The sequence below is a fragment of the Bradyrhizobium sp. i1.15.2 genome, assembly GCF_040548425.1.
In the GTDB taxonomy this organism is placed as follows: Bacteria; Pseudomonadota; Alphaproteobacteria; order Rhizobiales; family Xanthobacteraceae; genus Bradyrhizobium; species Bradyrhizobium canariense.
This window is the reverse complement of the sequence record NZ_JBEPRQ010000002.1, coordinates 146052-168117: the sequence shown is the minus strand read 5'-3', so window position 1 is coordinate 168117 and position 22066 is coordinate 146052. Positions and strand designations below refer to the sequence as shown.

Sequence of the window (22066 nt, the reverse complement as noted above, 5' to 3'; positions counted from 1 at the left end):
TCACGCGGTATGGGTCCCGGCGTTCGCCGGGACGACATATCGCGTGAAATCAGCTGAGCGCCACGTTCACCGCCGATTCCGGCAGCTCCGCGTTGAAGCAGCGCTGGTAGAACTCGGCGACGAGAGGACGTTCGAGCTCGTCGCACTTGTTGAGGAAGGTGACCCGGAACGCAAAACCGATGTCGCTAAAGATGTCGGCGTTTTCCGCCCAGGTGATCACCGTGCGCGGGCTCATCACCGTCGACAGATCGCCATTGGCGAAAGCGTTGCGGGTGAGATCGGCGAGGCGAACCATCTTGTTGACGATGTCGCGGCCCTCCGTGGTGCGATAGTGCTTGGCCTTGGCCAGCACGATCTCCACTTCCTCGTCATGGCTGAGGTAGTTCAGCGTGGTGACGATCGACCAGCGGTCCATCTGGCCCTGGTTGATCTGCTGGGTGCCGTGATAGAGGCCCGAGGTGTCGCCGAGGCCGACGGTGTTGGCGGTCGAGAACATGCGGAATGCCGGGTGCGGCTTGATCACCTTGTTCTGGTCGAGCAGCGTCAGCCGGCCGGAGACTTCCAGCACGCGCTGGATCACGAACATCACGTCCGGGCGGCCGGCGTCGTATTCGTCGAACACCAGGGCGACGTTATGCTGGAGCGCCCAGGGCAGGATGCCGTCGCGGAATTCGGTGACCTGCTTGCCGTCGCGGACCACGATCGAGTCCTTGCCGACGAGGTCGATACGGCTGATGTGGCTGTCGAGGTTGACGCGCACGCAGGGCCAGTTCAGTCGCGCGGCGACCTGCTCGATATGGGTGGATTTGCCGGTGCCGTGATAGCCCGTGACCATGACGCGGCGGTTGTGGGCGAAGCCGGCGAGAATGGCGAGCGTGGTGGCGCGATCGAAGCGGTAATCGGAATCGACTTCGGGGACGTGAGGATCGACTTCGGAATAAGCGGGGACTTCGAGATCGCTGTCGATCCCGAACACCTGGCGCACCGACACCTTCATGTCGGGCAAACCGGAAACTTCCTCAACTTTGGACATCGCGGCGGTCGTCATCAATCCTCCGAGGTCCCGGGCGATCCCGAGACCAGTTATTGCACGTTGGCTGCGGCTGGGTGCGATCGCGAACCTATCAGAGACAACCCGCGGGCAGAAGCCCGCCCCCCAATCAAAGTTCCGTTGTCTTTTCATTTAGATAGGCAAGGAACGCGATTTTTGGAAGGCTGCCCTGCGAATCACGCCTGAATTTCGTGCCGAGGGCACGGTCCTGCTCACGCGGGTGGCACTTTTACCGGCGCTCGTTACTTATGTAGGGTCCGAATGTAGGGTTCGAACCCCAAGGCCCAATCCCACCACAGAGACGATGTGACGTCCTTTCTCGATCCCCTCATTTCATTCGTCTCGGCCCATCCGTGGCTGGCCTATCTGACCCTCTTCCTGGCGGCCCTGCTGGAGGCGGTTCCGGTGGTGGGCTCGGTCATCCCCGGCTCGACCATCATCCTGGCGCTGAGCGCCCTGGTCCCAGGCGGCGAGCTCAGGCTGCAATGGGTGTTGCTGGCGGCAGCGCTCGGCGCAGTGCTCGGCGATGGTTCGGCTTACTGGATCGGGCACCGGCAGCAGCGGGAGATCCTCAACACCTGGCCGATGACCAATTATCCGCGTGTGGTCGAGCAGAGCGAGACTTTCTTCCACCGCTTCGGCACCTGGGCGGTGTTCTTCGCCCGCTTCGTGCCGCCGATCCGGGCCTTCGTCCCGGTCACCGCGGGCGCGCTGGGCATGCCCCCGGCCCGCTTCTACGCCATCAACATCCCCGCAATCCTGGTCTGGGCGCCGGCGCATGTGCTGCCGGGTGTTTTGGCGGTGTCGGCCCTGCACGAATATGCCGGGCTGCCGCACCATGGGCATCCGTACAAGCACATGTGGATTTTGACCGTGGTCGGCGTGGCAATCGTCGTAGGCGCGGCGGTTTGGATCTATCGCCGCCGGAACGGCGGCGGTGTCGCGGTGGCGAAGCCGCGGGGGTGATAGAGTGTATCCAGGCGCACCGCCTCATCCTGAGGGCCCGCCAACGGCGGGCGTCTCGAAGGATGGCCGCGGGCGAAAGCCGGGCCTGCATGGTTCGAGACGCGCGTTCCGCGCTCCTCACCATGAGGGTTTTTGATTATCCCTTGGAATCCGCAACCCCCGCCCTTCGTCCCGGTGCCGGTCCCACATACCTTGCCCTTGGCCTGATCAGCTTGCCGAACTGCAATTGCTCGCTGGCATGGGCGACCCAGCCGACGCTGCGGGCCATCGCAAACAACGCGAGCTCGCTGCCTCCCGGCAGGCGCAGCGCGTGCACGAGCACCGCGAGCGCGTAGTCGATATTGACGAGTTCGCCGGTCGCCTCCGCGATGCGCTCCGGCACCTCTTTGGTGAATTTGCGCGGTGCGCCGGCGCGGGCCAGGGCATTCAGCAGCGACTGCGCGCGCCGATCGCCCCGCTTGTAGACACCGTGACCGAAGCCCGCAAAGCGTTCGCCGAGCGCGACGCGTTCGCGGACCATCGGCTCGACGTCACGATCCACCAGCGCCTTGACGAGTTGCGAGGCGAGCACGCCGGCGCCACCGTGCTTCGGTCCCTTCAGCGCGGCGAGGCCGGCGATGACGGAATCATAAAGATTGAGGCCGGTCGAGGCCGCGCAGCGCGCGGTGAAGGTGGACGCGTTCAATTCATGCTCGGCGAGCAGAACCAGCGCGCGGCGGATGAGATCGGCCGCGTGCTTGTTGTCGGGCGCCCAGGCCCTCGCGATCTGCTGGTGCAGCGGCTCGGCGGACGGATCCGTGTTGAGCATGGTCGCGACCAGAAGCCGGACGATGCGCGCACCGACCATGGCGCGGCCATCCGGCGCACGCGTGAACGCGCGGGGATCGGCGCTCGATGCGAGCGCCAGCACGGCAATGGCGCGATCGATCGGTGCCGCCCGGCGCGCGGCCTGCGCGATCAGGCGCATCTCGTCGGACATCGCAGGCTGATTATGCGGGGCGAACGGATCGACGCCGGAGACGTCCCACAGCAGCGTCGCCGTGTGCTCCAGCGTATCGTTTTCGGCGAGATCGACGCAGTTGACGCCGCGATAGATCGCGCCGTCCTCGGTGATGGTGGAGATCTCCGTGTCCATGACCGGCAGATCGGCATCGAAGCTGCGCAGGCCGCGCGGCTCCGGCGACGGCACCCGGCGCTCCTTCAGCGCCCGGACGTCCTCGGCGCGATAGCGGTTCTTGCGCGAGTCCGGCGTCGGCTCGGAGCGGACCAGGCCGCGGCTGACATAGGCGTAGAGCGTGGCCGGCGAGATCGCGAGCTCGGCGGCGGCTTCCCGGGCGGAGAGGTAGAGACCTTCCGAATTTTTCATATTGATTTATGTAATCAAGATTGATCAATCTGTCGAGAGGCCCGACCTTTGGCTGGTGCAAAGGAGATTTGGGCCATGAACATCCACCTCACCAAAAGCCAGATCGGGCTGGACGGCGTTCCTGCAGCCGAAACCGTGCTGAGCCATGTCGACGGCGAGCGCGGCGAGTTGATCATCGCCGGGGAGCATGTTGGCCGACTGGCGAGCCAGTCGAGTTTTGAGGGCGTCACCGCCCGGCTCTGGAACGGCGCCAGCACGACCACGCTGAGCGAAGCTAATGTGCGCGCGAGCCTGGGCGCCGCACGCGAGCGCGCCTTCGCGCGGCTGGATGAGTTGCTGCCAGCAACGCGCGGCATGGGCATCATCGACGGGTTTCGCGCGGCGGTCGCGGGACTTCGCGCCGAGCACGGCCTTGCCCATGAGGCGACAATCGTCGGCGCATTCCCGGTGATTGCGGGCGCGCTCGTCCGCCGCGCCAGGGGTCTCGATCCCGTGGCGCCCGATCCGAACGTGAGCCATGCTGCCGATACGCTTCGCATGCTGCACGGGCACGCGCCCGAACCACGCGAGGTCACGGCGCTGGACGCCTATCTCGTCACCGCCAGCGACCACGGCATGAACGCCTCGACCTTCACCGCGCGCGTGGTGGCCTCAACGCAGGCTGATCTGTTTGCCGCCGTCACCGCCGGCTATTGCGCGCTGACGGGTCCGCTGCATGGCGGCGCGCCGGAGCCGGTGCTGGAAATGCTCGACGCGATCGGTTCGCGCGAGCGCATCCAGCCCTGGGGGGACGCTGCACTCGCCCGCGGCGAGCGGATGATGGGTTTTGGCCACCGCGTCTATCGCGTGCGCGACCCCCGCGCAGATGTGCTCAAGACCGCGATCGAGGCGCTGGCATCGGACGGCGCCGGCCTGCCCTTTGCCGGCGAGGTCGAGGCCTATATCCGCAGCGCGCTGCGCAAGAAGAATCCGGAGCGGCCGCTGGAGACCAATGTGGAGTTCTTCACCGCGATCCTGCTCGATGCGCTGGCGATCCCGAGGCAGGCCTTCACGCCCATCTTCGCGGTGGCGCGCGCCGCCGGTTGGACGGCGCATGCGCGCGAGCAGCAGCGGACCGGGCGGTTGATCCGGCCGAGCTCGTCATATGTGGGGGCGATGCCGGAGGCGTGAGGGACCGCGGATATCTCCGCAAGCCGGGAATCGTAGGGTGGGCAAAGGCGCACTTGCGCCGTGCCCACCATCGATCCAACACCGCAACAGAAGTGGTGGGCACGCTTCGCTTTGCCCTCCCTACGATACTACGGCGCGGGGAGAGGCCTACGCCTCGCGCACCACGGTCTTCAGGTAATTATACGCCTTGATGATCTCGATCAGGCGGTCCTCGGTGGAGCGGTCGCCGCCGTTGGCGTCGGGGTGGTGCTGCTTCACGAGCGCCTTGTACTTGGACTTGACGTCGGCGAGCGTGGACTCGGGGCCGAGGCCCATCACCTGGAGCGCCTTGCGCTCGGCATTCATGATCTTGCGCGTCTCGGCCTTGGGCGCGGCCTGCGGCCCGGCGCGCCAGCCGGTGCGGCCGTTGAGCTCCTGGAACATGCTGAACGGATCGAAGGCGCCGTCGATCTCGGCTTCCGCGCCTTTCTTGACGCCGCCATTGGCGCCCATCTTCCAGGTCGGACGATGGCCGGTCAGCGCATCCTTCTGATAGCGCGCGACAGCGTCGGCATTCATGCCGGAGAAGAAATTGTAGTTCTGGTTGTACTCGCGCACATGGTTCAGACAAAAGTGCCAGTACTCACGCTGGTTGTCGCGACCCTTGGGCGCACGATGCGCGCCCTTGTTCTGGCACCCGGTCCATTCGCAATTGACCACGGCGTCGCGCGGCTTCACTTCCGGTTGCTTGCCTTTCGGCTTGACCCGGATGGAGTCGAAGAACTTTGATGAATCGATCGGCATGGCTGACTTTGACTACGCAATGCAAAAACCTTCAAGTCTTGACATTGCAATTAGCTGAAAAGCATAGCCGAAGCTATGCTGAGGCGTCCTTGAACGGCCGCCAGAGGCGGCCTATGCAATACGGAGAGCGATCTCGCACCGTAATGACCCAGATGGCCATCAGAGACACTATCAGCAACAAGTTGCAGGAAGCTTTCACGCCGGAAAGCCTGCAAGTCGTCGACGAGTCACATTTGCATGAGGGCCACGCCGGCCATCGGCCGAGCGGCGAGACGCACTTCCGCGTTTATATTGTGTCTTCCGCCTTCAAAGGGAAGAGCCGGGTCGATCGCCACCGCATGATAAATTCGGCGCTGGCCGCGGAACTCTCCGGCAGCGTGCACGCGCTGGCGATCCACGCGCAAGCGCCGGGGGAAGGCGGGAGCTAGCTCGCCAGTTCAAGCGTCGGACGGCGCCATTTCTCCTCATCCTGAGGAGCGCGCAGTTGCGCGCGTCTCGAAGGATACAGGCCCCCGCGGCGGCATCCTGGCCTGCATGGTTCGAGACGCGCCTTTCGGCGCTCCTCACCATGAGGGGCAACAGGGTCATGCGAATCCTAAAACGACGTCCCCGCCCGCCGCCGCTTGGCTTCCTCCATTTCCGTCTCGCGCGGCACCGGTGAAATACGGAGTGCGGTGATGCGGTTGCGTTCGCGGCGGAGGACGCGGAAGCGGAAGCCGTGAAAGGTGAAACTCTGGCCGCGGTCGGGGATCGAGCGCGCCTCGTGAATGACGAGGCCGGCGACCGTCGTTGCCTCTTCGTCGGGCAGGTGCCAGTCCATGGCGCGGTTGAGGTCGCGGATCGGCACCGAGCCGTCGACGACGACCGAGCCGTCCGGCTGGGCCCGCACGCCCGCGACCACGACGTCATGCTCGTCGGAGATGTCGCCGACGATCTCTTCCAGAATGTCTTCCAGCGTCACGAGCCCTTCAACTTCGCCGTACTCGTCGACGACCAGGGCGAAATGGGTCTTGCGGCGGCGGAACGCCTTGAGCTGCTCGGAGACGGGCCGCATCTCCGGCACGAACCAGGGCGGCAGCGCGATGGTGGAGACGTCGATGCGCGAGGTCTCGCCGTCGGCCGCGCGGATCGCGCGCAGCAAATCCTTGGCGTGGAGCACGCCGATGATGTTTTCCGGCTTCTCGCGCCACAGCGGGATGCGAGTGTATTCGGCCGCCAGCACCTCGCGCACCAGATCCTCCGGCGGCAGGTCGGCGTTGATCATCGTCATCTCGGTGCGATGGATCATGACGTCGGAGACCTGGAGCTCGCGCAGATCGAGCAGCCCTCCGAGCATGTCGCGGTCGTGCTTCTCGAACTTGCCTTCATGATGCAGCAGGTCGACCGCGCCGCGGAGGCGCTCGGTCGGCGACAGGATCGCCTGGTGCTCGCCGGCAAGGCCAAACAGGCGCATCAACAGCCGCACGATGACTTCCACGATCCGCAGCAGCGGCCCCAGCACGTACATCGTCAGCCGCATCGGGCGCGCGACCGCGAGCGCCATGCGGTCGGGCGCGTTGATCGCGATGGTCTTGGGCAGCACCTCGGCGAAGATCACGACCAGTGCGGTCATCAAGCCGGTGGCATAGAGCACGCCGACGTCGCCGAACCAGGCCGTGAAGATGCTGGTGGCCAGTGCGGATGCACTGATATTGGCGATGTTGTTGCCGAGCAGCAGCGCGCCGATCAGGCGCTCGCGCATGTCGAGCAGTTGCGAGACCACGTCGGCGTCGCGATTACCCTGCTTGGAGAGCCGCAGCATGCTGGCGCGCGAAGCGCCGGTCAGTGCGGTCTCGCTCGCGGCGAAGAAGCCGGAGACGAGCAGGCAGAGAATGACGATGGTGAAGCCGAGCCAATCCATGAACCACTCTGGTTTCTTGTTTTGACGCGTTTTCTTGACGCGAACCGGTACCCACTTCGCTCGAAAACGCTTTAGCGCCGTTCAACCGCGTGTCACGCCTTGAGGGCGAGCTTGTCCTTCAGGAAGTCGCGCACCGGAGCCGGCTCGACGTTCTTCACGACGACGGCCCGCCCCACGGCCTCCAGCAGGATGAAGGTGAGCCTGCCGCGCTCGACCTTCTTGTCCTGCGCCATCAGCGCCAACAGCGCGTCGGCATCGGCAAGCCCCTCCTGCGCGAAGCCCGCGATGTCCTGCAAGCGCGTCGGCAGGCCGGCTTCGATCAGGTGGCGCTCGACGCGCGCGGCGTCCGCGTCGCCGATCATGCCGAGCTTCGCGGAAAACTGCGCCGCCAGCGTCATGCCGATAGAAACACCCTCGCCGTGAAACAGGCGGTCGGAGAAACCGGTCGCGGCTTCCAGCGCGTGACCGAACGTGTGGCCGAGATTGAGCAGCGCGCGCTCGCCGGTCTCGCGCTCGTCGCGCGAGACCACGCCGGCCTTGGCGCGGCAGGAGGTCGCGATCGCATGCTCGCGCGCCGAACCGCCTTTGGCGATGTCGGAATGGTTTTTCTCGAGCCAGGCGAAGAACGCCTCGTCGCCGAGCACGCCGTATTTGGCCACCTCGGCGTAGCCGGCGCGGAACTGCCGCGGCGACAGCGTATCGAGCACGGCGGTGTCGGCGATCACAAGCACCGGCTGGTGGAAGGCGCCGAGCAGGTTCTTGCCCTGCGGCGAGTTGATGCCGGTCTTGCCACCGACGGAGGAATCGACCTGCGCCAGCAGCGAGGTCGGCACCTGCACGAAGTCGACGCCGCGGCGCAGGATCGCCGCCGCAAAACCGGCGAGATCGCCGACCACGCCGCCGCCAAGCGCGATGACGAGATCGTTGCGCTCGATCTTCGCGGCGATCAGGGCTTCGCTGACCTTTTCGAGACCGGCATAGGTCTTGGAGATCTCGCCTTCCTCGACGACGATGCGCGATGTCGGAATGCCCGCGGCTGCGAGCGAAGACTCGGCGGGCTCGAGCCAGTATTTCGCGACGGTGCGATCCGTCACGATCGCGGTGCGTACGCCGGGGCGCAGGCGCGCGACCCGTTCGCCGAGCGAGGCCAGCACGCCGCGGCCGATGACGATGTCATAGGCGCGATTCTCCAGCGCGACCTCGACGTTGACGGGATCGGAATGTTTCAAAGGCGCGGTCATCGTGCGGCACTCGCGATGTCGGCTGATGGCGGGGACGCCCGTTCGCCGCAAAGATGCGCGCGTAGCGTCTCGATGGTCTCGTCAACGATTCTGTCGTGCGGCACGTCGCGCGAGGCGATGGTGAGGTCGGCATGGCCGTAGACCGGCTCGCGCTCGGTGAGCAGGCGCGTCACGGTTCCTTCGGGATCGGCGGTCTGGAGCAGTGGACGGTCGGCGCGCCGGCGCACGCGGCGCATGATGACATCGTGATCGGCCTTGAGCCAGATCGAGATCGCCTTCGCGGCGATGCGGGCCCGCGTCTCCTCGCGCATGAAAGCGCCGCCGCCGGTCGCCAGCACGATGGGACCGCCGTCGAGCAGACGCGCGATCACCCGGGCCTCGCCGTCGCGGAAATGCGGCTCGCCGTGGCGCTCGAAGATTTCCGGTATGGTCATGCCGGCCGCCGCCTCGATCTCGGTGTCGGCATCGACGAAGGGCAGCTTGAGCCGGAGAGCCATGCGGCGGCCGATGGTGGATTTGCCGACCCCCATCATGCCGACGAGCACGATCGAGCGCGTCCCCAGCGCCGACAGGATGTCGGCCTCGGGCGAGGCTTGGATCGGCAACGCGGCGTCGGGCATTTGTCTCGCTCGAATGGGTCTCGCTCGATCTGCCGCCAAAGGCGGCATCCTTTGGCCACCTATACGACCCCGCAGGGGCCCTCGCCAGAGGACTCTTGCCACGAAACGGCGAACGTGTTGGATGATTTCATTGGTTAATTTGCCCGCCAAGCCCCTGACCGAGACCCTCTCCGAGATCCTGCCGATGCCCAGCCTGTTCCGCTTCCTGACGGTCGTCGCCGTGATCGCCGGCATCGTCTACGGCGTGGTCTTCGCGCTGGCGAACTTCGTCAATCCAAAGCCGCGGGAAATGACGGTGACGATCCCGCCGGATAAGTTTCTCAAGAAATAGGGGCTAGCCTCCGGGGCATGCGTGCCAGATCTTCCGATAACAAGCCCTCAGATACAAAACTTACCGGCCTGTTCCTCGACATGCTCGCGGCGGAACAGGGCGCCGGCCCCAATACGCTCGACGCCTACCGCCGCGACCTCACCGACTTCTCCGAATTTCTCGGCCGCGTCGGCCATGCATTCGCGGACGCGGAAACACAGACGCTGCGCGACTATCTCGCCGATCTCGACACGCGCGGCTTCAAGTCCACCAGCGTCGCGCGACGGCTGTCGGCGCTGCGGCATCTCTATCGCTTCCTCCTGAACGAACGCATCAGAACCGACGATCCCGCGGCGATCCTGTCCGGCCCCAAGCGCGGCCGCGGGCTGCCGAAGGTGCTGTCGATCGCGGATGTCGATCGCATGCTCCGCCGCGCCAAGGAATTGAGCGAGGCTGAGGATGCCTCGCCGTCGAAACGGCTGCGCGCCCTGAGACTCTATTGTCTACTCGAGGTCCTCTACGCCACCGGCCTGCGCGTCTCCGAGCTGGTGGCGCTGCCGCGCACGGCGGCGAAGCGCGACGCCCGCATGATCGTGGTGCGCGGCAAGGGCAACAAGGAACGGCTGGTGCCGCTCAACGAGGCCTCGCGCCAGGCGATGGCCGATTATCTCGCGGCGACAGAGGCGGCCAAGGACAACAAGGCAGACAAGAAGAACAGCGTGGCGGCCTCGAAATGGTTGTTCCCCTCGTTCGGCGAGAGCGGACATCTGACGCGGCAGCATTTTGCCCGCGACTTGAAGGAGCTCGCGGTCGCTTCAGGGCTGCAGGCCCGGCTGGTCTCCCCCCATGTGCTGCGCCACGCCTTCGCCAGCCACCTGCTGCACAACGGCGCCGATTTGCGTATCGTGCAGACGCTGCTCGGCCACACCGACATCTCGACCACCCAGATCTACACCCACGTGGTCGAGGAGCGGCTGAAGAGCCTGGTCCGCGACCTGCACCCGCTGGCGGAGAAGTAGTTGCTGCCCTAGCTGCAGTAGCCCGGATGAGCGAAGCGACATCCGGGATTGACGATTGGGGCGACCTGCGCCGGATATCGCTTCGCTCATCCGGGCTACGGTACGGGTCGGAGCCCGAAACCGCCTTGACTTCGGCCACATCTCCGCAGAAAGAGCCGAGGCCTCACGATGATTTGGCCTGCGCTCGTTGCGAGCACACAAGCCAACTCATTGACGAACCTACATTTCTTTCCACGACATCGAATCCGCTTCGCCGCCTCGCCCCGTTCTCCCTATATTGAGTTGATGCCAGACCAGATGCGCAGCTATCTCGATTTCGAAAAGCCCGTCGCCGAGCTCGATTCCAAGCTCGACGAATTGCGGACGCTTGCGGCCTCCGGCAGCGACATCGCCGAGGAGATCGGGCGGATCGAGGACAAGGCGGCGCAGGCGATGGCCGACCTCTATCTGAACCTGACGCCGTGGCAGAAGACGCTGGTTGCGCGGCATCCGCAGCGGCCGCATTTCAACGACTTCATCAAGGGCCTGATCACCGAGTTCACCCCGCTCGCCGGCGACCGCAAGTTCGGCGAGGACGAGGCGCTGGTGGCCGGCTTCGGCCGCTTCCGCGGCGAGGCCATCTGCGTGATGGGCCAGGAAAAGGGCGATTCCACCGAGAGCCGCATCAAGCATAATTTCGGCATGGCGCGGCCCGAGGGCTATCGCAAATGCGTGCGGCTGATGGAGATGGCGGAGCGGTTCGGCCTGCCGGTGCTGTCGCTCGCCGATTCCGCCGGCGCCTATCCCGGCATCGGCGCGGAAGAGCGCGGTCAGGCCGAGGCGATCGCGCGTTCGACCGATGCCTGCATGGCGCTGACCGTGCCGAACGTCGCCATCATCACCGGCGAGGGCATGTCGGGCGGCGCCATCGCCATCACCACCGCCAACAAGGTCCTGATGCTGGAGCACGCGATCTACAGCGTGATCTCGCCCGAGGCGGCGTCCTCGATCCTCTGGCGAGACGGCTCCAAGGCGCAGGAAGCCGCTAACAACATGAAGATCACCGCCCAGGACATGCTCCGCTTCGGCGTGATCGACAGCATCCTGAAGGAGCCGGTCGGCGGCGCCCATCGCGACCCCGCCGCCATGATCGCCACCACGGGCGACGCCATCGCCAAGGCTTTTGACGAGCTGCGGGGCCTGGACGGCGACGCCATCCGCAAGCATCGGCGGCAGAAATTCCTCGATATCGGCCGGAAACTGGGCTGATTCGGGCGGTTTGGGACCGCAGCGGCGGTGCGCTCCCTCCCCCGCTTGCGGGGGAGGGTCGGGGAGAGGGTATTTCCTCTCGCGATACTCCCGATGCGGCACGAGCCCTCTCCCGGCCTCCCCCGCAAGCGGGGAGGTGAAGAGCCCCCGGTAACCCCGCGTTAACCCTTTTTTTGCCCAAATCAGCGATCTCTGTACCGGTTTGGCCGCGAGGCCCAAGTTACGGCCCAGTTTAAGTCTTCGTTGACCACGCCTTTGGGCCAACGGGCTCGTGATCCCCGTTCGGGTTGCGACCACATGACCCAGAGGTTAGAATTTTAATCAATGGCTTCAGGGCATAAGCGCTGGAGCGTGATTGCGAAAAAGCCCGTCGCGACGGGTCCGGGTCTCCGGTCGGATCATGCTTCAAGATTGGGGTTTGCGCGCGATGCCCTGGACGGTGTGGGGTCCATCTTGATTTCTCGTTCGCTTGCTCGCGCGTTTCTGGTTTCGGTGGCGCTTGCCGCCAGCTTTGTGCTGGCCGGGTGCGACACCGACCAGGTTTCGCTTGCGACCAATGCCAAGGCCAACCAGCCGGTGCCGCCAAAACTTCTCGCCGCGATGGTCGAGAAGGACATGGATCTGCAATCGCCGATCCTGGTGCGCCTGTTCAAGCAGGAGGCCGAGCTTGAGGTCTGGAAGCAGACCCGCAACGGCCAGTTCGCGCTGCTCAAGACCTATCCGATCTGTCGCTGGTCCGGCGATCTCGGCCCGAAGGTGCGCGAAGGCGACCGCCAGGCGCCGGAAGGATTCTACTCGATCAATCCGGGCCAGATGAATCCGCAGTCGGCGTACTATTTGTCGTTCAACACGGGCTATCCGAACGCGTTCGACAAGGCTTTGGGCCGCAGCGGCTCGCAGCTGATGGTGCATGGCGATTGTTCCTCGCGCGGCTGCTACGCGATGACGGACGAGCAGATCGCCGAGATCTATTCGCTCGGGCGCGAGTCCTTCTTCGGCGGCCAGAAGGCGTTCCAGCTGCAGGCCTATCCGTTCAAGATGACGCCGGTGAACATGGCCAAGCACCGGAACAATCCGAACATGCCGTTCTGGAAGATGATCAAGGAAGGCTATGATCATTTCGAGGTGACGCGGCAGGAGCCGAAGGTCGATTTCTGCGAAAAGAAGTACGTGTTCGACGCGGCGAAGCCGCCCGACGCCAAGCGTGATCCGGTGTTCGACGCGTCCGCAAAGTGCCCGGCCTATGTGATCCCCGAGGAGATCGCCAGCGCCGTGCGCGAGAAGGATGCACGCGACCAGGCCGAGTACAACAAGCTGGTCTCGCGCGGCACGCCCGTTGCGCGCATGAACACCGGCATCGACGGCGGCATGAACAAGATCTTTGCCGCGAAGATTCCGGAGGGCTCGACCGGCCTGTCGGAAGGCGCCGAAGGCACCACGCTCCAGATGCTGGCGATGGCGAAGGCGCCGGGCACGATTCCTGGACACGTCAATCCGCCGAAGCCGAATCTCGATGCGGCCGCGCCCTCGCCGCAGGAAGAGCCGGTCGTCGCCGTCAGCGCGCCCGCCGCCAACACGCGTGTCGCCACCGCTGCTCCGGCGGAGAAATCCGGCTTCTTCTCCAACCTCGGCCGCAAGATGGGCATCGGCAACGCCGACGCCACGGCGACCACGCCGCCGCCGCAGGCCACGGCATCCGTCGCCCCGGCTGCGACTTCCACGACGCCGCCTACCGCGGCGTCCCGGCTGAAGGCCGCGGTAACCCGGTTCGTGCCGGGACACGACAAGTCCAAGGATGCAGGGAAGGATGCGCCGAAGCCAGCCGTTGCCGTCGCCAAGCCCGCCGAACCAGCGAAGCCCGACACCCGCCTCGCGGCGACCCGCCCGACGCTGAAGCCGTCGGTGTCCGATGGCGCGGGTGAAGCGACCCAGATCATGGGCGCCGCGCCGGTGGTCCAGTCGAACTCGTTCGACAGCCGGTTCGGGGCGGTGAAGTAAGCGGGCGGGAACCTCTCGCCCTATCCCGATTTTTACCGAGCTGACGGCGGTCCCGAATGATCAGGGCATATCATTCCATGCTGGTCTCCAAATGGGGTAACAGCCTCGCAGTCCGCCTGCCTAAGGCACTCGTTGAGGCTTTGAACCTCTCCCCCGGTGACGAGCTCAATGTCGTAGAGACTTCGACAGGCCAGATCGCAGTAGAGAAGGTCGACAGACGAGCGGAATTTCTCAGGCAAGCCGACCAGTTCCGGATTCCCCTGCCCGAGGGTTACAAATTCGACCGGGACGAAGCGAACGAGAGATAAGCCCGTTCTTCGACAGCAACATCCTGGTCTATGCCTTTTCGGCCGACATCCGGCGCGAGCGCGCGCTGACCACAATTGCCGGCGGCGGCGTCATCTCACTGCCGACACGCACGCTACGGCGCTTGCGCTTGCGCGCGACCATACGCTTGCCTTTTTGCGATGCTCTGATCGTAGCGACCGCAATCGAGGCTGGCTGCGAGACCCTGTATAGCGAGGACATGCAGCACGGACGCAGCATCGGCGGGCTGTCCATCGTCAATCCATTTTTCGGAAGCACTTCACCGTCACCCTGAGGTGTCCGCTTCTTCAGCTACCCTCGAAGGCCGACGGCCCGCTTGGCCGCGCGGCCGTGCATCCTTCGAGGCTCGCTGCGCGAGCGCCTCCAGCGACAATGGCTTCGCCATTGCGCGGGGATGACCGGACTGGCAGGGCGCCCTACGGCGCCAGATACCGCAGCAGCTCCGGATTGCCCCTCACCTCGCCTGCCTCGCCTTGCAGCGCGACTCGTCCGCGGTCGAGCACGTAGGCGTAGTCCGCGACGCGAAGCGCGAGGTCGAGGTGCTGCTCGACGATGATCACGGCGATGGTTTTCGCGAGCTCGATCAGGCGCTCGGTAATTTCCTCGATCACGCCGATCCAGACGCCCTCGGTCGGCTCGTCGAGCAGAAGCAGTTTTGGATCGCCCAGCATGGCACGGCCGATGGCGAGCATCTTGCGCTCGCCGCCGGACAGCGTGCCGGCGGGCTGGTCGAGGCGCTGGCCGAGTTTTGGGAAGATGGTCAGCACGTGGTCGACCGCGTCGGCCTTCCTGCTCGCGAGCGAGCCGACCGCGAGATTGTCGCGCACCGACAGACGCGCGAACACCGAATGCTCCTGCGGCACGTAGCCGATGCCGGCGCGGACGCGCTCCTGGGTCGCGCGGCGGCTGATGTCGCGGCCATCGAAGGCGACCTCGCCCTTCCACGCCGGCAACTCGCCGACGATGGTCTTCATCAACGTGGTCTTGCCGGCGCCGTTGCGGCCGAGCACGGCGACACCGCCGCGCCAGGGAATGCCGAGGTTGACGTCGAACAGGACCTGGCTGCGGCCATAGCCGGCGTCGAGATGCTTGATGTCCAAAAATTCAGGCACGGCGCAAATAGATCTCCTGGACGGCCTTGTTGGCCTGGATCTCCGACACCGTGCCGGACGCCAGCACCTTGCCCTGGTCGAGCACGGTGAGACGATCGCAGATGTCGCGGATGAAATCGAGGTCGTGCTCGACGATGACAAGCGAGCAATGCTTTTTGATCGGCTGCAGCAATTCGCCGGTAACGCGGCGCTCCTCCAGGCTCATCCCGCCGGTCGGCTCGTCCAGCAGCAGGAGTTTCGGCTTGCCGGCCAGCGCCATCGCGATCTCCAGCCATTGCTGCTGACCGTGCGACAGCGCTGCGGCCGCATCGAAAGCGCGGTCGGCGAGGCGGAACTGCGTCAGCATGGTCATGACCTGATCGTGCAGGAGCCCGCGCGTGCGCGAGAACACGAGATCGAACAGCGAAGATTGCGCCTGCAGCGCGAGCAGGATGTTGTCGTAGAGCGTCAGCGTCGGCAGCACGGATGTGATCTGGAATTTCAGGCTCATGCCGGCGCGGGCACGCTCGGTCGGCGTGAACGCGGTGATGTCGGTGTTGATGAAACTCACCTTGCCCTGCGTCGGCACCTCGGCGCCAGCGATGCACTTCATCAGCGTGCTCTTGCCGGAGCCGTTCGGTCCGATCAGGCCGTGAAACTCGTTCTCGCCGACAGTGAGCGCGGCGCCGTCGAGCGCGGTGAGCTTCCCGAAAATCTTCTTGACGCCGGTGGCTTCAAGGAGCGGCATCGCGCTTCTCCTTCCCGGTTTTCCTGGACTTGCCACCAAAGCTGCCGACCCGCTCGCGCTCGCCGAGCACAAAACTGATCAGACCGAGCGGCCGGAACAGGATCACGAGCAACAGCAGCACGCCAAGGATGATCGGCCAGACCTCGCGGTAATTGTCCGAGAGCCAGAAGCTGACGCCCTCGACGATGACGGCGCCGATGACGGCGCCGATCAGCGTGCCGGAACCGCCGAACAGGACGTAGAGCACGACTTGCGTCGAGACCACGACGCCGACCATGTTGGGCCAGACGAAACCCTCGTGGAAGGCGTAAAGGCTGCCGGCAAGACCCGCCACCGCGCCGCCGATCGCGAAGATGATCGCCTTCAAGTGCTGCGTCTTGTAGCCGAAGAAGGCGATGCGCTGCTCGTTCTCGCGCAAGCCCGCGAGCGCCAACCCGAACTGCGAGCGCACCAGAAAACGGCAGAGGAGATAGACCACGACAAGAAGGCCAAGCACGAGATAGTAGAACGGCGGCCCTTCCGAGAATTCGTAACTGCCGAGCGTCATCGACGAGATCGAGGGGATACCGTTCTGGCCGCCGAGATAGTACCAGCCGCGCGCCAGCCGGTCGGCGGCGTAGGAGCCGGTTAGCGTGCCCAGCGAGACGAAGATCACGCTGGAGGGATGTCGTCCCAGCAGCAGGAAGCCGCCGAGCAACAGCGCGAACGTGAGCCCGATCAGCGTTCCCGCGGGCAGCACCAGGAAGATGTTGGTGATGTCGAGGTCGCGCGCGAGCAACGCCACGCCATAGCCGGCCGAGCCGAAGAACAGCGCCTGGCCAAAGCTCATGATGCCGGCATAGCCCCACACCAGGTCGAACGAGAGCGCGAACAGCGCGAGGATGATCACCCGCGTCGCGAACACCGTGAGGTAGTCCTGCAGCACCAGCGGCGCGACCAGCGCCGCAACGAGCACGACGCCCTCCACGATCGGCAGGACTTTTCGTCCTGCCGCGACCTGTTCCGCTACCGCGCGCTCAGCCATCGCATCGTCCGCTTCGTCGCCGGCGATGGCCTCTCTTACCACACTCATCGACTTCGGCATTCCGCCTCAGCATTCCTTGGGATCGACGAGCCCGTCGCTGCGTCCGACGATCTCGTAATTCCCGCCCTTGGCGACCGCGGTGTACATCTTCATCTTGCAATGCCGCTTGCCCGGTACCATCTCGGCCGGTCCGCCGGGGCCTTCGGCGATCTTGGCGTGGTCGAGCGTCGCGGCGACCGACTCGCGGTCGATCTTGCCGGCTTCCTTGACGGCGGCTTCCCACAGCTTCAGGCCGCGATAGGTGCCGGTGGCGGCGCTGCCGGCGGCGAACAGGAAGTTGCCCGGGAAATCCTTCTCGTAGGCCGCCTGGATTTTCGCGTCGAACGGGTTCTCCTTGGTCAGCACCTTGAAATAATCGAGGCAGCTGGCGAGACCCTCGATCTCGGCGGCCTGATTGATGTTGAGCGTGTTCTCGTCATAGTAGACGCAGGCCAGCCGTCCGCCATTCTTGAGGAAGCCGGCCTCATAGAGCTGCTTGAAGAACGGACCGACGCCGGGCGGGATGACGGTATTGAAGACGACGTCGACCTTGTTGGAGATGATGCGGTTGACGGTCGAGGAGAAGTCGACCTGGTCGAGCGGATAATATTCCTCGAACACGACCTCGCCGCCATTGGCCTCGATCACCTTGCGGGCGTAGACGTTGAGCGTGTGCGGCCAGACGTAGTTGGCGCTCGGCAGCGCGAACTTCTTGCCGCCGTTCTTGATCAGCCAGGGAATGAACTCGTCGCACTGCTGCGCGGGCGTCGGCCCGGTGCAGAACAGATAGGGCGTGCACTCCTTGCCTTCGTACAGCTGCGGATAGATGTAGAGCGTCTTGCCGCGCGCGACGATCGGGTCCTTGATGGCGTTGCGCATCGACGAGGTGATGCCGCCGAGCACCATGTCGACCTTGTCGCGCTGGATTAGCTTGCGGACGTTGCCGACAGCGACGGACTCGTTGGAGGCCGTGTCCTCGATATAGAGCTCGAGCGGGCGGCCGAGCAGGCCGCCGCCGGCGTTGATCTCCTTGATCACCATCTTGGCGACGTTGGCGTCGGCATTGCCGGCGTAGGCGATCGGCCCGGTGAGGTCGGTGGCGATGCCGACCTTGATCGGGGCTTCGGCCGCATTGGCCCAGGGCGCGGGGATCACCCAACTGCCGACGCCGGTTGCGACCGCGCCGGAGGCAAAGGCGAAATTCGAGAGGAAGCGGCGGCGGGAGAGCTGAGTGCGATCGGACATGTGACTAAACCCCTTTTCCAGCGATGAGGCCCTGCGGCCGGAATTTGATGAAGATGATGGCAAGAACGAAGACGAGGACATCGGCGACGACCGGCGCCATCACCCAGGGCAGCGCGGCACTGAGCGTGCCGATGACGCCGGCGCCTGCGACCGGCCCGATGAAGGAGCCGACGCCGCCGACCATCACCGCGACGAAGCCCTGGATCAGGAAGCGCAGGCCGAGATCGGCGAACAGGCTGAACACCGGCACGATCAGAGCGCCGGCAAGGCCGGCAAGTGCCGCGCCGAAGGCGAAGGTGGCGCCGTAGATCAGCGGCGTGGAGATTCCGGAGGCGCGTGCCAGCGAGGGATTTTCCAGCGTGGCGCGCACGCGCAGGCCGAAGCTGGTGCGCGCCAGCAACAGATAGCAGCCGCCCATCACCAGCGCTGTGATGACGATGATGGTGAAGCGCCAGGCCGAGATGTGCATGGCGCCGACATCGATCGAGCCGCCGATCGGCTCCGGCACGGTGAGATAGAAGCCGCCGATCAGGCCGCGCACGGATTCGCGGATGATCAGGCCGAGCGCATAGGTGCCGAGCATGGCGACGATGGGCGCTGCGTAGAAGCGTCGGATGATCAGCGCCTCCAGCACGAAGCCGAGCGCGCCGACGACGAAGGGCGCGGCGACCATGCCGGCCCAGATCGGCAGGCCCTTGGCGTAGGCGAGATAAGTGATGTAGGCCCCGAGCAGGACGAACTCGCCCTGCGCGAAGTTGAAGATGCCCATCATGCTGGCGATGATCCCGAGCCCCAGCACGATCAGGACGATGATCGCGCCAAAGCTCAGGATCTCGAAAGCCGCGACGAATGCGTTAGCCATGCGCCAGAGCCTTTCCCGTTCCGACGGGATCGGAACGGGGCTCCGGCTTGTTGTCTTGACGCGTCCGAAAACGCTTCCCTGTTCCGTTGGCCCGCATCAATGCCTCGCTCACATCTTCTTCCAGTCGCCGATCTGCTCGAAGGCGTGGGCGGCACGGTAGATGGTGGATTCCTCGAACATGCGGCCGACCAGCATGAGGCCGACGGGAAGGCCGTCGACCATGCCGCAGGGCAGCGACATCGCCGGATGATGAGTGATGTCGAACGGCGCGGTGTTGGAGATCATCTCCAGCGCACGCGCGACATAGTCCTCGCGGCTGGCCGTGGCTTCCGGCAGCTTCGTCGCCTTCATGGGCGTGGTCGGCAGCAGCAGCAAATCGTAGTCTTTGAAGGCCTTGTCGTAGGCCGCGGTCAGGCGTCGGGAGATGTTGAGCGCCTTGCCGTAATAGCGCGGACCGAAAGTGTTGTTGATGTAGGTGCCGAGCAGCAGGAACAGCTTTGTGGTCTCGGACAGGGAATCCGCCTGCCGGCGCCAGCCGCGATGGAAGTCCATCAACGTGGTCGAATAGAGGTCGGAGCGGGACAGACCATAGCCGTCGCCATACATCATGGTCTGGGTCATGCCCTCGGTGCCGATCGGCGTCCAGATCGCGGGGCCCATGAGATGCATCGGAATCGAAACGGTCTCGACCGTGGCGCCGAGATCCCTAAAACGCTTTGCGGCCTCCCGCACGCTCTCGTTCACGGCGGCTTCGGCATTCGCCTGCTCAAAGCCTTCCTTGAGGATCCCGATCTTCATGCCCTTGACGCCCTGGCCGAGCGCCTTGGTGTACTCCTCGACTTTGGGCGCCTTGATGCGGGGATCGTAGCCGTCGTCGCCGGCCAGCACTTCGAGCAGCAGGGCGTTGTCGGCGACGGTCGCCGTCATCGGGCCGGTGTGATCGACGAACACCTCGATCGGCATGATGCCGGTGTAGGGCACGAGGCCCCAGGTCGGCTTCATGCCATAAGTGCCGCAGAAGGAGGACGGCATGCGGATCGAACCACCCTGGTCGCCGCCGATCGCCATGTCGACCTCGCCGAGCGCGACGACGACGCCTGAGCCTGACGATGAGCCGCCGGCCGAATAGCCCATCTTGTGCGGATTGTGGACGGCGCCGACCGCATTGGTGTGGCTGCCGCCGGACATGCAGAAGGATTCGCAATGGACTTTTCCGGCAATCTCGGCGCCGGCATCGAGCATGCGGGTGACGATGGTGGCGTCGAAATCCGGGACGTAGCCTTCGAGCGTCGCCGAGCCGTTCATCATGGGAACGCCGGCGAGCATGATGTTGTCCTTGAGAGCAACCGTCTTGCCCTTGAGCTTGCCGCTCGCCGCACCCTTCACCGTCGACTTGCGATACCAGGCGTTGCGCGGGTTTTCTTCCGGCGAGGGCCGATAGCCCGGGGTGCGCGGATATTTGACCTCCGGCACCTCGTCCGGCATGGCGCCGACGAGATTGTAGGCCTCGATCGAGCCCTGCATCAGGCCGCGGAACGAGGCGACATCGTCGTCGGTCAGCGAAAGGCCGCACTGGTCGGCGACACTGCGCAATTGGGCTGGCGTGGGAAGGACAACTGTCACGGCGCTCTCCTCAAGGCTTCTTGATCCCTGGAATTGGAATCCCTGGCATTGGAGCCTCATGGGCGCGCGTGCACGGCGCGGGCCCATCGGCTCCACCTCGATATTACAGACGGAAATATTTTCCTTTTCAAGTATTATTTTGAATTCGGGCGTTTGCGGATGGCCGCGCCGGCATCAGATCGGTTTGATCAGCTTGAAATCGAGGCCATCCGCCCCGGCGAGATACATTTGCATCCGGGTATGACCGTTCCTGACGGTGACGGGGCCGCGCGCGCCGCCATAGACGATGTTGCGGCCGGCCGCGAGCATGGGCGCCATCGCCAACGTGCCCGCCTTGTTTGCTACGGCCTCAAGGAAGCGCAGTCCCTCATAGCTGGATTGACCGAGCGACCCGATCGGGGGGCCGTTCGGTCCGAACATCGCGCGATAGCGGCTCTGGAAGTCGTCATTGACCCGCGATCCGATGCCGGGGAAATAGCCGGAGGCGCAGAACAGATTCTCGCTGTTGTCGGCGCCGATTCCGAGCAGCACGGTCTCGTCCATCGCCCCGGCCAGCCGCAGCGTCGTGGCGCCGAGACCGCATTCGCCGAACGCGCGATTGAACGTGATGCTGTCGGTGCCGATCAACGAGATCAGGACGACATCCGGCCTCGCGGCACGGATGCGCTCCAGATGCGGCTCGTGGTTGTCTTCGCCGAGGGGAACGAACTCTTCGCCGACGACATGGCCGCCGGCCTCCTTGATGTAGCGCTTCACCGCGCGGTGCGACTGCCAGGGCCAGACATAGTCGCTGCCGATCAGGTACCAGCGCGCCGCCTTTTTGACGTCGGCAAGCCAGTGGATCGACGGACGGCTCTGCCAGCGCGGCGTCTCGCCGATCGCCATGACACCCGGCGTCTGCTCGCCGCCTTCGTAAACGGGTGTGTAGATGTAGGGGATGCGGTGGCGGGTGGTGACCTTGCGCAGCGCCACACGCACCGCGCTGGTATGTAAGCCGACGATGAGATCGATCTCATCGGACGCGATCGCCTGCTCGGCGCGGCTCAGAATCTCGTCGAGCGGGCCGCCGGCGTCGTAGATCGAAAGCTCGATTTCGCGCCCGAGAATGCCGCCGCGCTTGTTGATCTCGGCGACGGCGAGCTGCGCACTGCTTGTCGCGCACGGACCCCAAACGCCGGGCGAGCCGGTGCAGCAGATGAAGCCGCCGACGCGGAGCTTGTTGTGTGCGCCGCGGCGCTTCATGAAATGCGCGTCAACCGGCGACAGGTCGAAATCCGCTGCCGCGGGCGACAGATTCCTGAACAGCAAGGACGGCGGTAACGCCGGACCGCCGTGAGCCGGGAAGTTTACCGTCGCGCGCACGCCAACTCCTGTCTGATACCAGACTTGAAAGCTCATTCAGCAGGCGGCCGCGGCACCCGCCCTATTGTTGGGC

Annotated in this window: 21 protein-coding genes; 8 read left to right on the top strand and 13 right to left on the bottom strand. The window is 65.0% G+C overall.

The window, feature by feature from the left end:
* Window positions 1–49 precede the first annotated feature (49 nt).
* The gene (cobS, locus tag ABIB80_RS05615; RefSeq protein WP_007599232.1) at window positions 50–1048 is read right to left on the bottom strand and encodes a cobaltochelatase subunit CobS; all 999 of its coding nucleotides are present in this window, start codon (window positions 1046–1048) and stop codon (window positions 50–52) included.
* A gap of 309 nt (window positions 1049–1357) precedes the next feature.
* Here cobS and ABIB80_RS05610 point away from each other — a divergent pair, with 309 nt between their 5' ends.
* Window positions 1358–2017, top strand: coding sequence for a DedA family protein (locus ABIB80_RS05610; RefSeq protein WP_007599231.1), 660 nt, complete (start codon window positions 1358–1360; stop codon window positions 2015–2017).
* Between the two features lie 136 nt (window positions 2018–2153).
* Here the strand turns inward: ABIB80_RS05610 and ABIB80_RS05605 are convergent, their stop codons facing one another.
* Window positions 2154–3383: a citrate/2-methylcitrate synthase gene (locus tag ABIB80_RS05605; RefSeq protein ID WP_007599230.1), complete on the bottom strand. Its 1230-nt coding sequence runs from the start codon at window positions 3381–3383 to the stop codon at window positions 2154–2156.
* A 75-nt stretch (window positions 3384–3458) separates the two neighbouring features.
* Between ABIB80_RS05605 and ABIB80_RS05600 the strand changes: the two genes are divergently transcribed.
* Complete coding sequence (locus ABIB80_RS05600; RefSeq protein WP_354127127.1) at window positions 3459–4553, top strand: citrate synthase/methylcitrate synthase; 1095 nt, start codon at window positions 3459–3461, stop codon at window positions 4551–4553.
* A 147-nt stretch (window positions 4554–4700) separates the two neighbouring features.
* On the opposite strand, the gene ABIB80_RS05595 is transcribed toward ABIB80_RS05600, so the two are convergent.
* Window positions 4701–5336, bottom strand: coding sequence for a J domain-containing protein (locus ABIB80_RS05595; RefSeq protein ID WP_007599228.1), 636 nt, complete (start codon window positions 5334–5336; stop codon window positions 4701–4703).
* A gap of 152 nt (window positions 5337–5488) precedes the next feature.
* Between ABIB80_RS05595 and ABIB80_RS05590 the strand changes: the two genes are divergently transcribed.
* Window positions 5489–5764 carry a BolA family protein gene (locus ABIB80_RS05590; RefSeq protein ID WP_026232423.1) on the top strand — a complete coding sequence of 92 codons (276 nt, stop codon included), beginning with the start codon at window positions 5489–5491 and terminating at the stop codon, window positions 5762–5764.
* A 167-nt stretch (window positions 5765–5931) separates the two neighbouring features.
* On the opposite strand, the gene ABIB80_RS05585 is transcribed toward ABIB80_RS05590, so the two are convergent.
* The 3 genes from ABIB80_RS05585 to ABIB80_RS05575 form a co-directional block, all read right to left on the bottom strand.
* Window positions 5932–7236, bottom strand: a complete 1305-nt coding sequence (locus ABIB80_RS05585) for an HlyC/CorC family transporter (RefSeq protein WP_007599226.1) — start codon at window positions 7234–7236, stop codon at window positions 5932–5934.
* A gap of 92 nt (window positions 7237–7328) precedes the next feature.
* Window positions 7329–8477: a 3-dehydroquinate synthase gene (gene aroB, locus ABIB80_RS05580; RefSeq protein ID WP_007599225.1), complete on the bottom strand. Its 1149-nt coding sequence runs from the start codon at window positions 8475–8477 to the stop codon at window positions 7329–7331.
* Complete coding sequence (locus tag ABIB80_RS05575; protein WP_007599224.1) at window positions 8474–9097, bottom strand: shikimate kinase; 624 nt, start codon at window positions 9095–9097, stop codon at window positions 8474–8476. Before ABIB80_RS05575 ends, aroB begins: the two co-directional genes overlap by 4 nt.
* 184 nt (window positions 9098–9281) lie before the next feature.
* Between ABIB80_RS05575 and ABIB80_RS05570 the strand changes: the two genes are divergently transcribed.
* The 5 genes from ABIB80_RS05570 to ABIB80_RS05550 all read left to right on the top strand — a co-directional run bounded on the left by ABIB80_RS05570 (window position 9282) and on the right by ABIB80_RS05550 (window position 13980).
* The gene (locus tag ABIB80_RS05570; protein ID WP_035669499.1) at window positions 9282–9428 is read left to right on the top strand and encodes a hypothetical protein; all 147 of its coding nucleotides are present in this window, start codon (window positions 9282–9284) and stop codon (window positions 9426–9428) included.
* 17 nt (window positions 9429–9445) lie between these two features.
* Window positions 9446–10426, top strand: a complete 981-nt coding sequence (xerD, locus tag ABIB80_RS05565; RefSeq protein WP_007599222.1) for a site-specific tyrosine recombinase XerD — start codon at window positions 9446–9448, stop codon at window positions 10424–10426.
* A gap of 285 nt (window positions 10427–10711) precedes the next feature.
* A complete protein-coding gene (locus ABIB80_RS05560) occupies window positions 10712–11674 on the top strand; it encodes an acetyl-CoA carboxylase carboxyltransferase subunit alpha (RefSeq protein WP_007599220.1) in 963 nt (320 codons plus the stop codon).
* A gap of 453 nt (window positions 11675–12127) precedes the next feature.
* Window positions 12128–13672 carry a L,D-transpeptidase family protein gene (locus tag ABIB80_RS05555; RefSeq protein ID WP_245285965.1) on the top strand — a complete coding sequence of 515 codons (1545 nt, stop codon included), beginning with the start codon at window positions 12128–12130 and terminating at the stop codon, window positions 13670–13672.
* 77 nt (window positions 13673–13749) lie between these two features.
* The gene (locus ABIB80_RS05550) at window positions 13750–13980 is read left to right on the top strand and encodes an AbrB/MazE/SpoVT family DNA-binding domain-containing protein (RefSeq protein WP_007599216.1); all 231 of its coding nucleotides are present in this window, start codon (window positions 13750–13752) and stop codon (window positions 13978–13980) included.
* A gap of 435 nt (window positions 13981–14415) precedes the next feature.
* Here ABIB80_RS05550 and ABIB80_RS05545 read toward each other — a convergent pair whose 3' ends face one another.
* The 7 genes from ABIB80_RS05545 to ABIB80_RS05515 form a co-directional block, all read right to left on the bottom strand.
* Entirely contained in the window at window positions 14416–15111 is a 696-nt protein-coding gene (locus ABIB80_RS05545; RefSeq protein ID WP_007599215.1) for a branched-chain amino acid ABC transporter ATP-binding protein, read from the bottom strand.
* Complete coding sequence (locus tag ABIB80_RS05540; RefSeq protein ID WP_007599214.1) at window positions 15104–15838, bottom strand: ABC transporter ATP-binding protein; 735 nt, start codon at window positions 15836–15838, stop codon at window positions 15104–15106. Before ABIB80_RS05540 ends, ABIB80_RS05545 begins: the two co-directional genes overlap by 8 nt.
* A complete protein-coding gene (locus ABIB80_RS05535) occupies window positions 15825–16922 on the bottom strand; it encodes a branched-chain amino acid ABC transporter permease (protein WP_007599212.1) in 1098 nt (365 codons plus the stop codon). The genes ABIB80_RS05540 and ABIB80_RS05535 overlap by 14 nt, the downstream gene beginning before the upstream one ends.
* Before the next feature lie 6 nt (window positions 16923–16928).
* On the bottom strand, window positions 16929–18146 hold the full coding sequence (locus tag ABIB80_RS05530) for a substrate-binding protein (RefSeq protein WP_007599205.1): 1218 nt from the start codon (window positions 18144–18146) through the stop codon (window positions 16929–16931).
* Between the two features lie 4 nt (window positions 18147–18150).
* Entirely contained in the window at window positions 18151–19008 is an 858-nt protein-coding gene (locus ABIB80_RS05525) for a branched-chain amino acid ABC transporter permease (RefSeq protein WP_007599204.1), read from the bottom strand.
* Between the two features lie 108 nt (window positions 19009–19116).
* Window positions 19117–20631 carry an amidase gene (locus tag ABIB80_RS05520; RefSeq protein ID WP_035993944.1) on the bottom strand — a complete coding sequence of 505 codons (1515 nt, stop codon included), beginning with the start codon at window positions 20629–20631 and terminating at the stop codon, window positions 19117–19119.
* Window positions 20632–20805: 174 nt separating this feature from the next.
* Window positions 20806–21993, bottom strand: a complete 1188-nt coding sequence (locus tag ABIB80_RS05515; RefSeq protein ID WP_007599200.1) for a substrate-binding domain-containing protein — start codon at window positions 21991–21993, stop codon at window positions 20806–20808.
* Window positions 21994–22066: the final 73 nt, after the last annotated feature.

What these genes read in the sequence shown, in the direction of transcription:
- cobS (WP_007599232.1), bottom strand. Translation starts at nt 1,048, where the DNA reads ATGACGACCGCCGCGATGTCCAAAGTTGAGGAAGTTTCCGGTTTGCCC.
- ABIB80_RS05605 (WP_007599230.1), bottom strand. Translation starts at nt 3,383, where the DNA reads ATGAAAAATTCGGAAGGTCTCTACCTCTCCGCCCGGGAAGCCGCCGCC.
- ABIB80_RS05600 (WP_354127127.1), top strand. Translation starts at nt 3,459, where the DNA reads ATGAACATCCACCTCACCAAAAGCCAGATCGGGCTGGACGGCGTTCCT.
- ABIB80_RS05595 (WP_007599228.1), bottom strand. Translation starts at nt 5,336, where the DNA reads ATGCCGATCGATTCATCAAAGTTCTTCGACTCCATCCGGGTCAAGCCG.
- ABIB80_RS05590 (WP_026232423.1), top strand. Translation starts at nt 5,489, where the DNA reads ATGGCCATCAGAGACACTATCAGCAACAAGTTGCAGGAAGCTTTCACG.
- ABIB80_RS05585 (WP_007599226.1), bottom strand. Translation starts at nt 7,236, where the DNA reads ATGGATTGGCTCGGCTTCACCATCGTCATTCTCTGCCTGCTCGTCTCC.
- aroB (WP_007599225.1), bottom strand. Translation starts at nt 8,477, where the DNA reads ATGACCGCGCCTTTGAAACATTCCGATCCCGTCAACGTCGAGGTCGCG.
- ABIB80_RS05575 (WP_007599224.1), bottom strand. Translation starts at nt 9,097, where the DNA reads ATGCCCGACGCCGCGTTGCCGATCCAAGCCTCGCCCGAGGCCGACATC.
- ABIB80_RS05570 (WP_035669499.1), top strand. Translation starts at nt 9,282, where the DNA reads ATGCCCAGCCTGTTCCGCTTCCTGACGGTCGTCGCCGTGATCGCCGGC.
- xerD (WP_007599222.1), top strand. Translation starts at nt 9,446, where the DNA reads ATGCGTGCCAGATCTTCCGATAACAAGCCCTCAGATACAAAACTTACC.
- ABIB80_RS05560 (WP_007599220.1), top strand. Translation starts at nt 10,712, where the DNA reads ATGCCAGACCAGATGCGCAGCTATCTCGATTTCGAAAAGCCCGTCGCC.
- ABIB80_RS05550 (WP_007599216.1), top strand. Translation starts at nt 13,750, where the DNA reads ATGCTGGTCTCCAAATGGGGTAACAGCCTCGCAGTCCGCCTGCCTAAG.
- ABIB80_RS05540 (WP_007599214.1), bottom strand. Translation starts at nt 15,838, where the DNA reads ATGCCGCTCCTTGAAGCCACCGGCGTCAAGAAGATTTTCGGGAAGCTC.
- ABIB80_RS05535 (WP_007599212.1), bottom strand. Translation starts at nt 16,922, where the DNA reads ATGCCGAAGTCGATGAGTGTGGTAAGAGAGGCCATCGCCGGCGACGAA.
- ABIB80_RS05530 (WP_007599205.1), bottom strand. Translation starts at nt 18,146, where the DNA reads ATGTCCGATCGCACTCAGCTCTCCCGCCGCCGCTTCCTCTCGAATTTC.
- ABIB80_RS05525 (WP_007599204.1), bottom strand. Translation starts at nt 19,008, where the DNA reads ATGGCTAACGCATTCGTCGCGGCTTTCGAGATCCTGAGCTTTGGCGCG.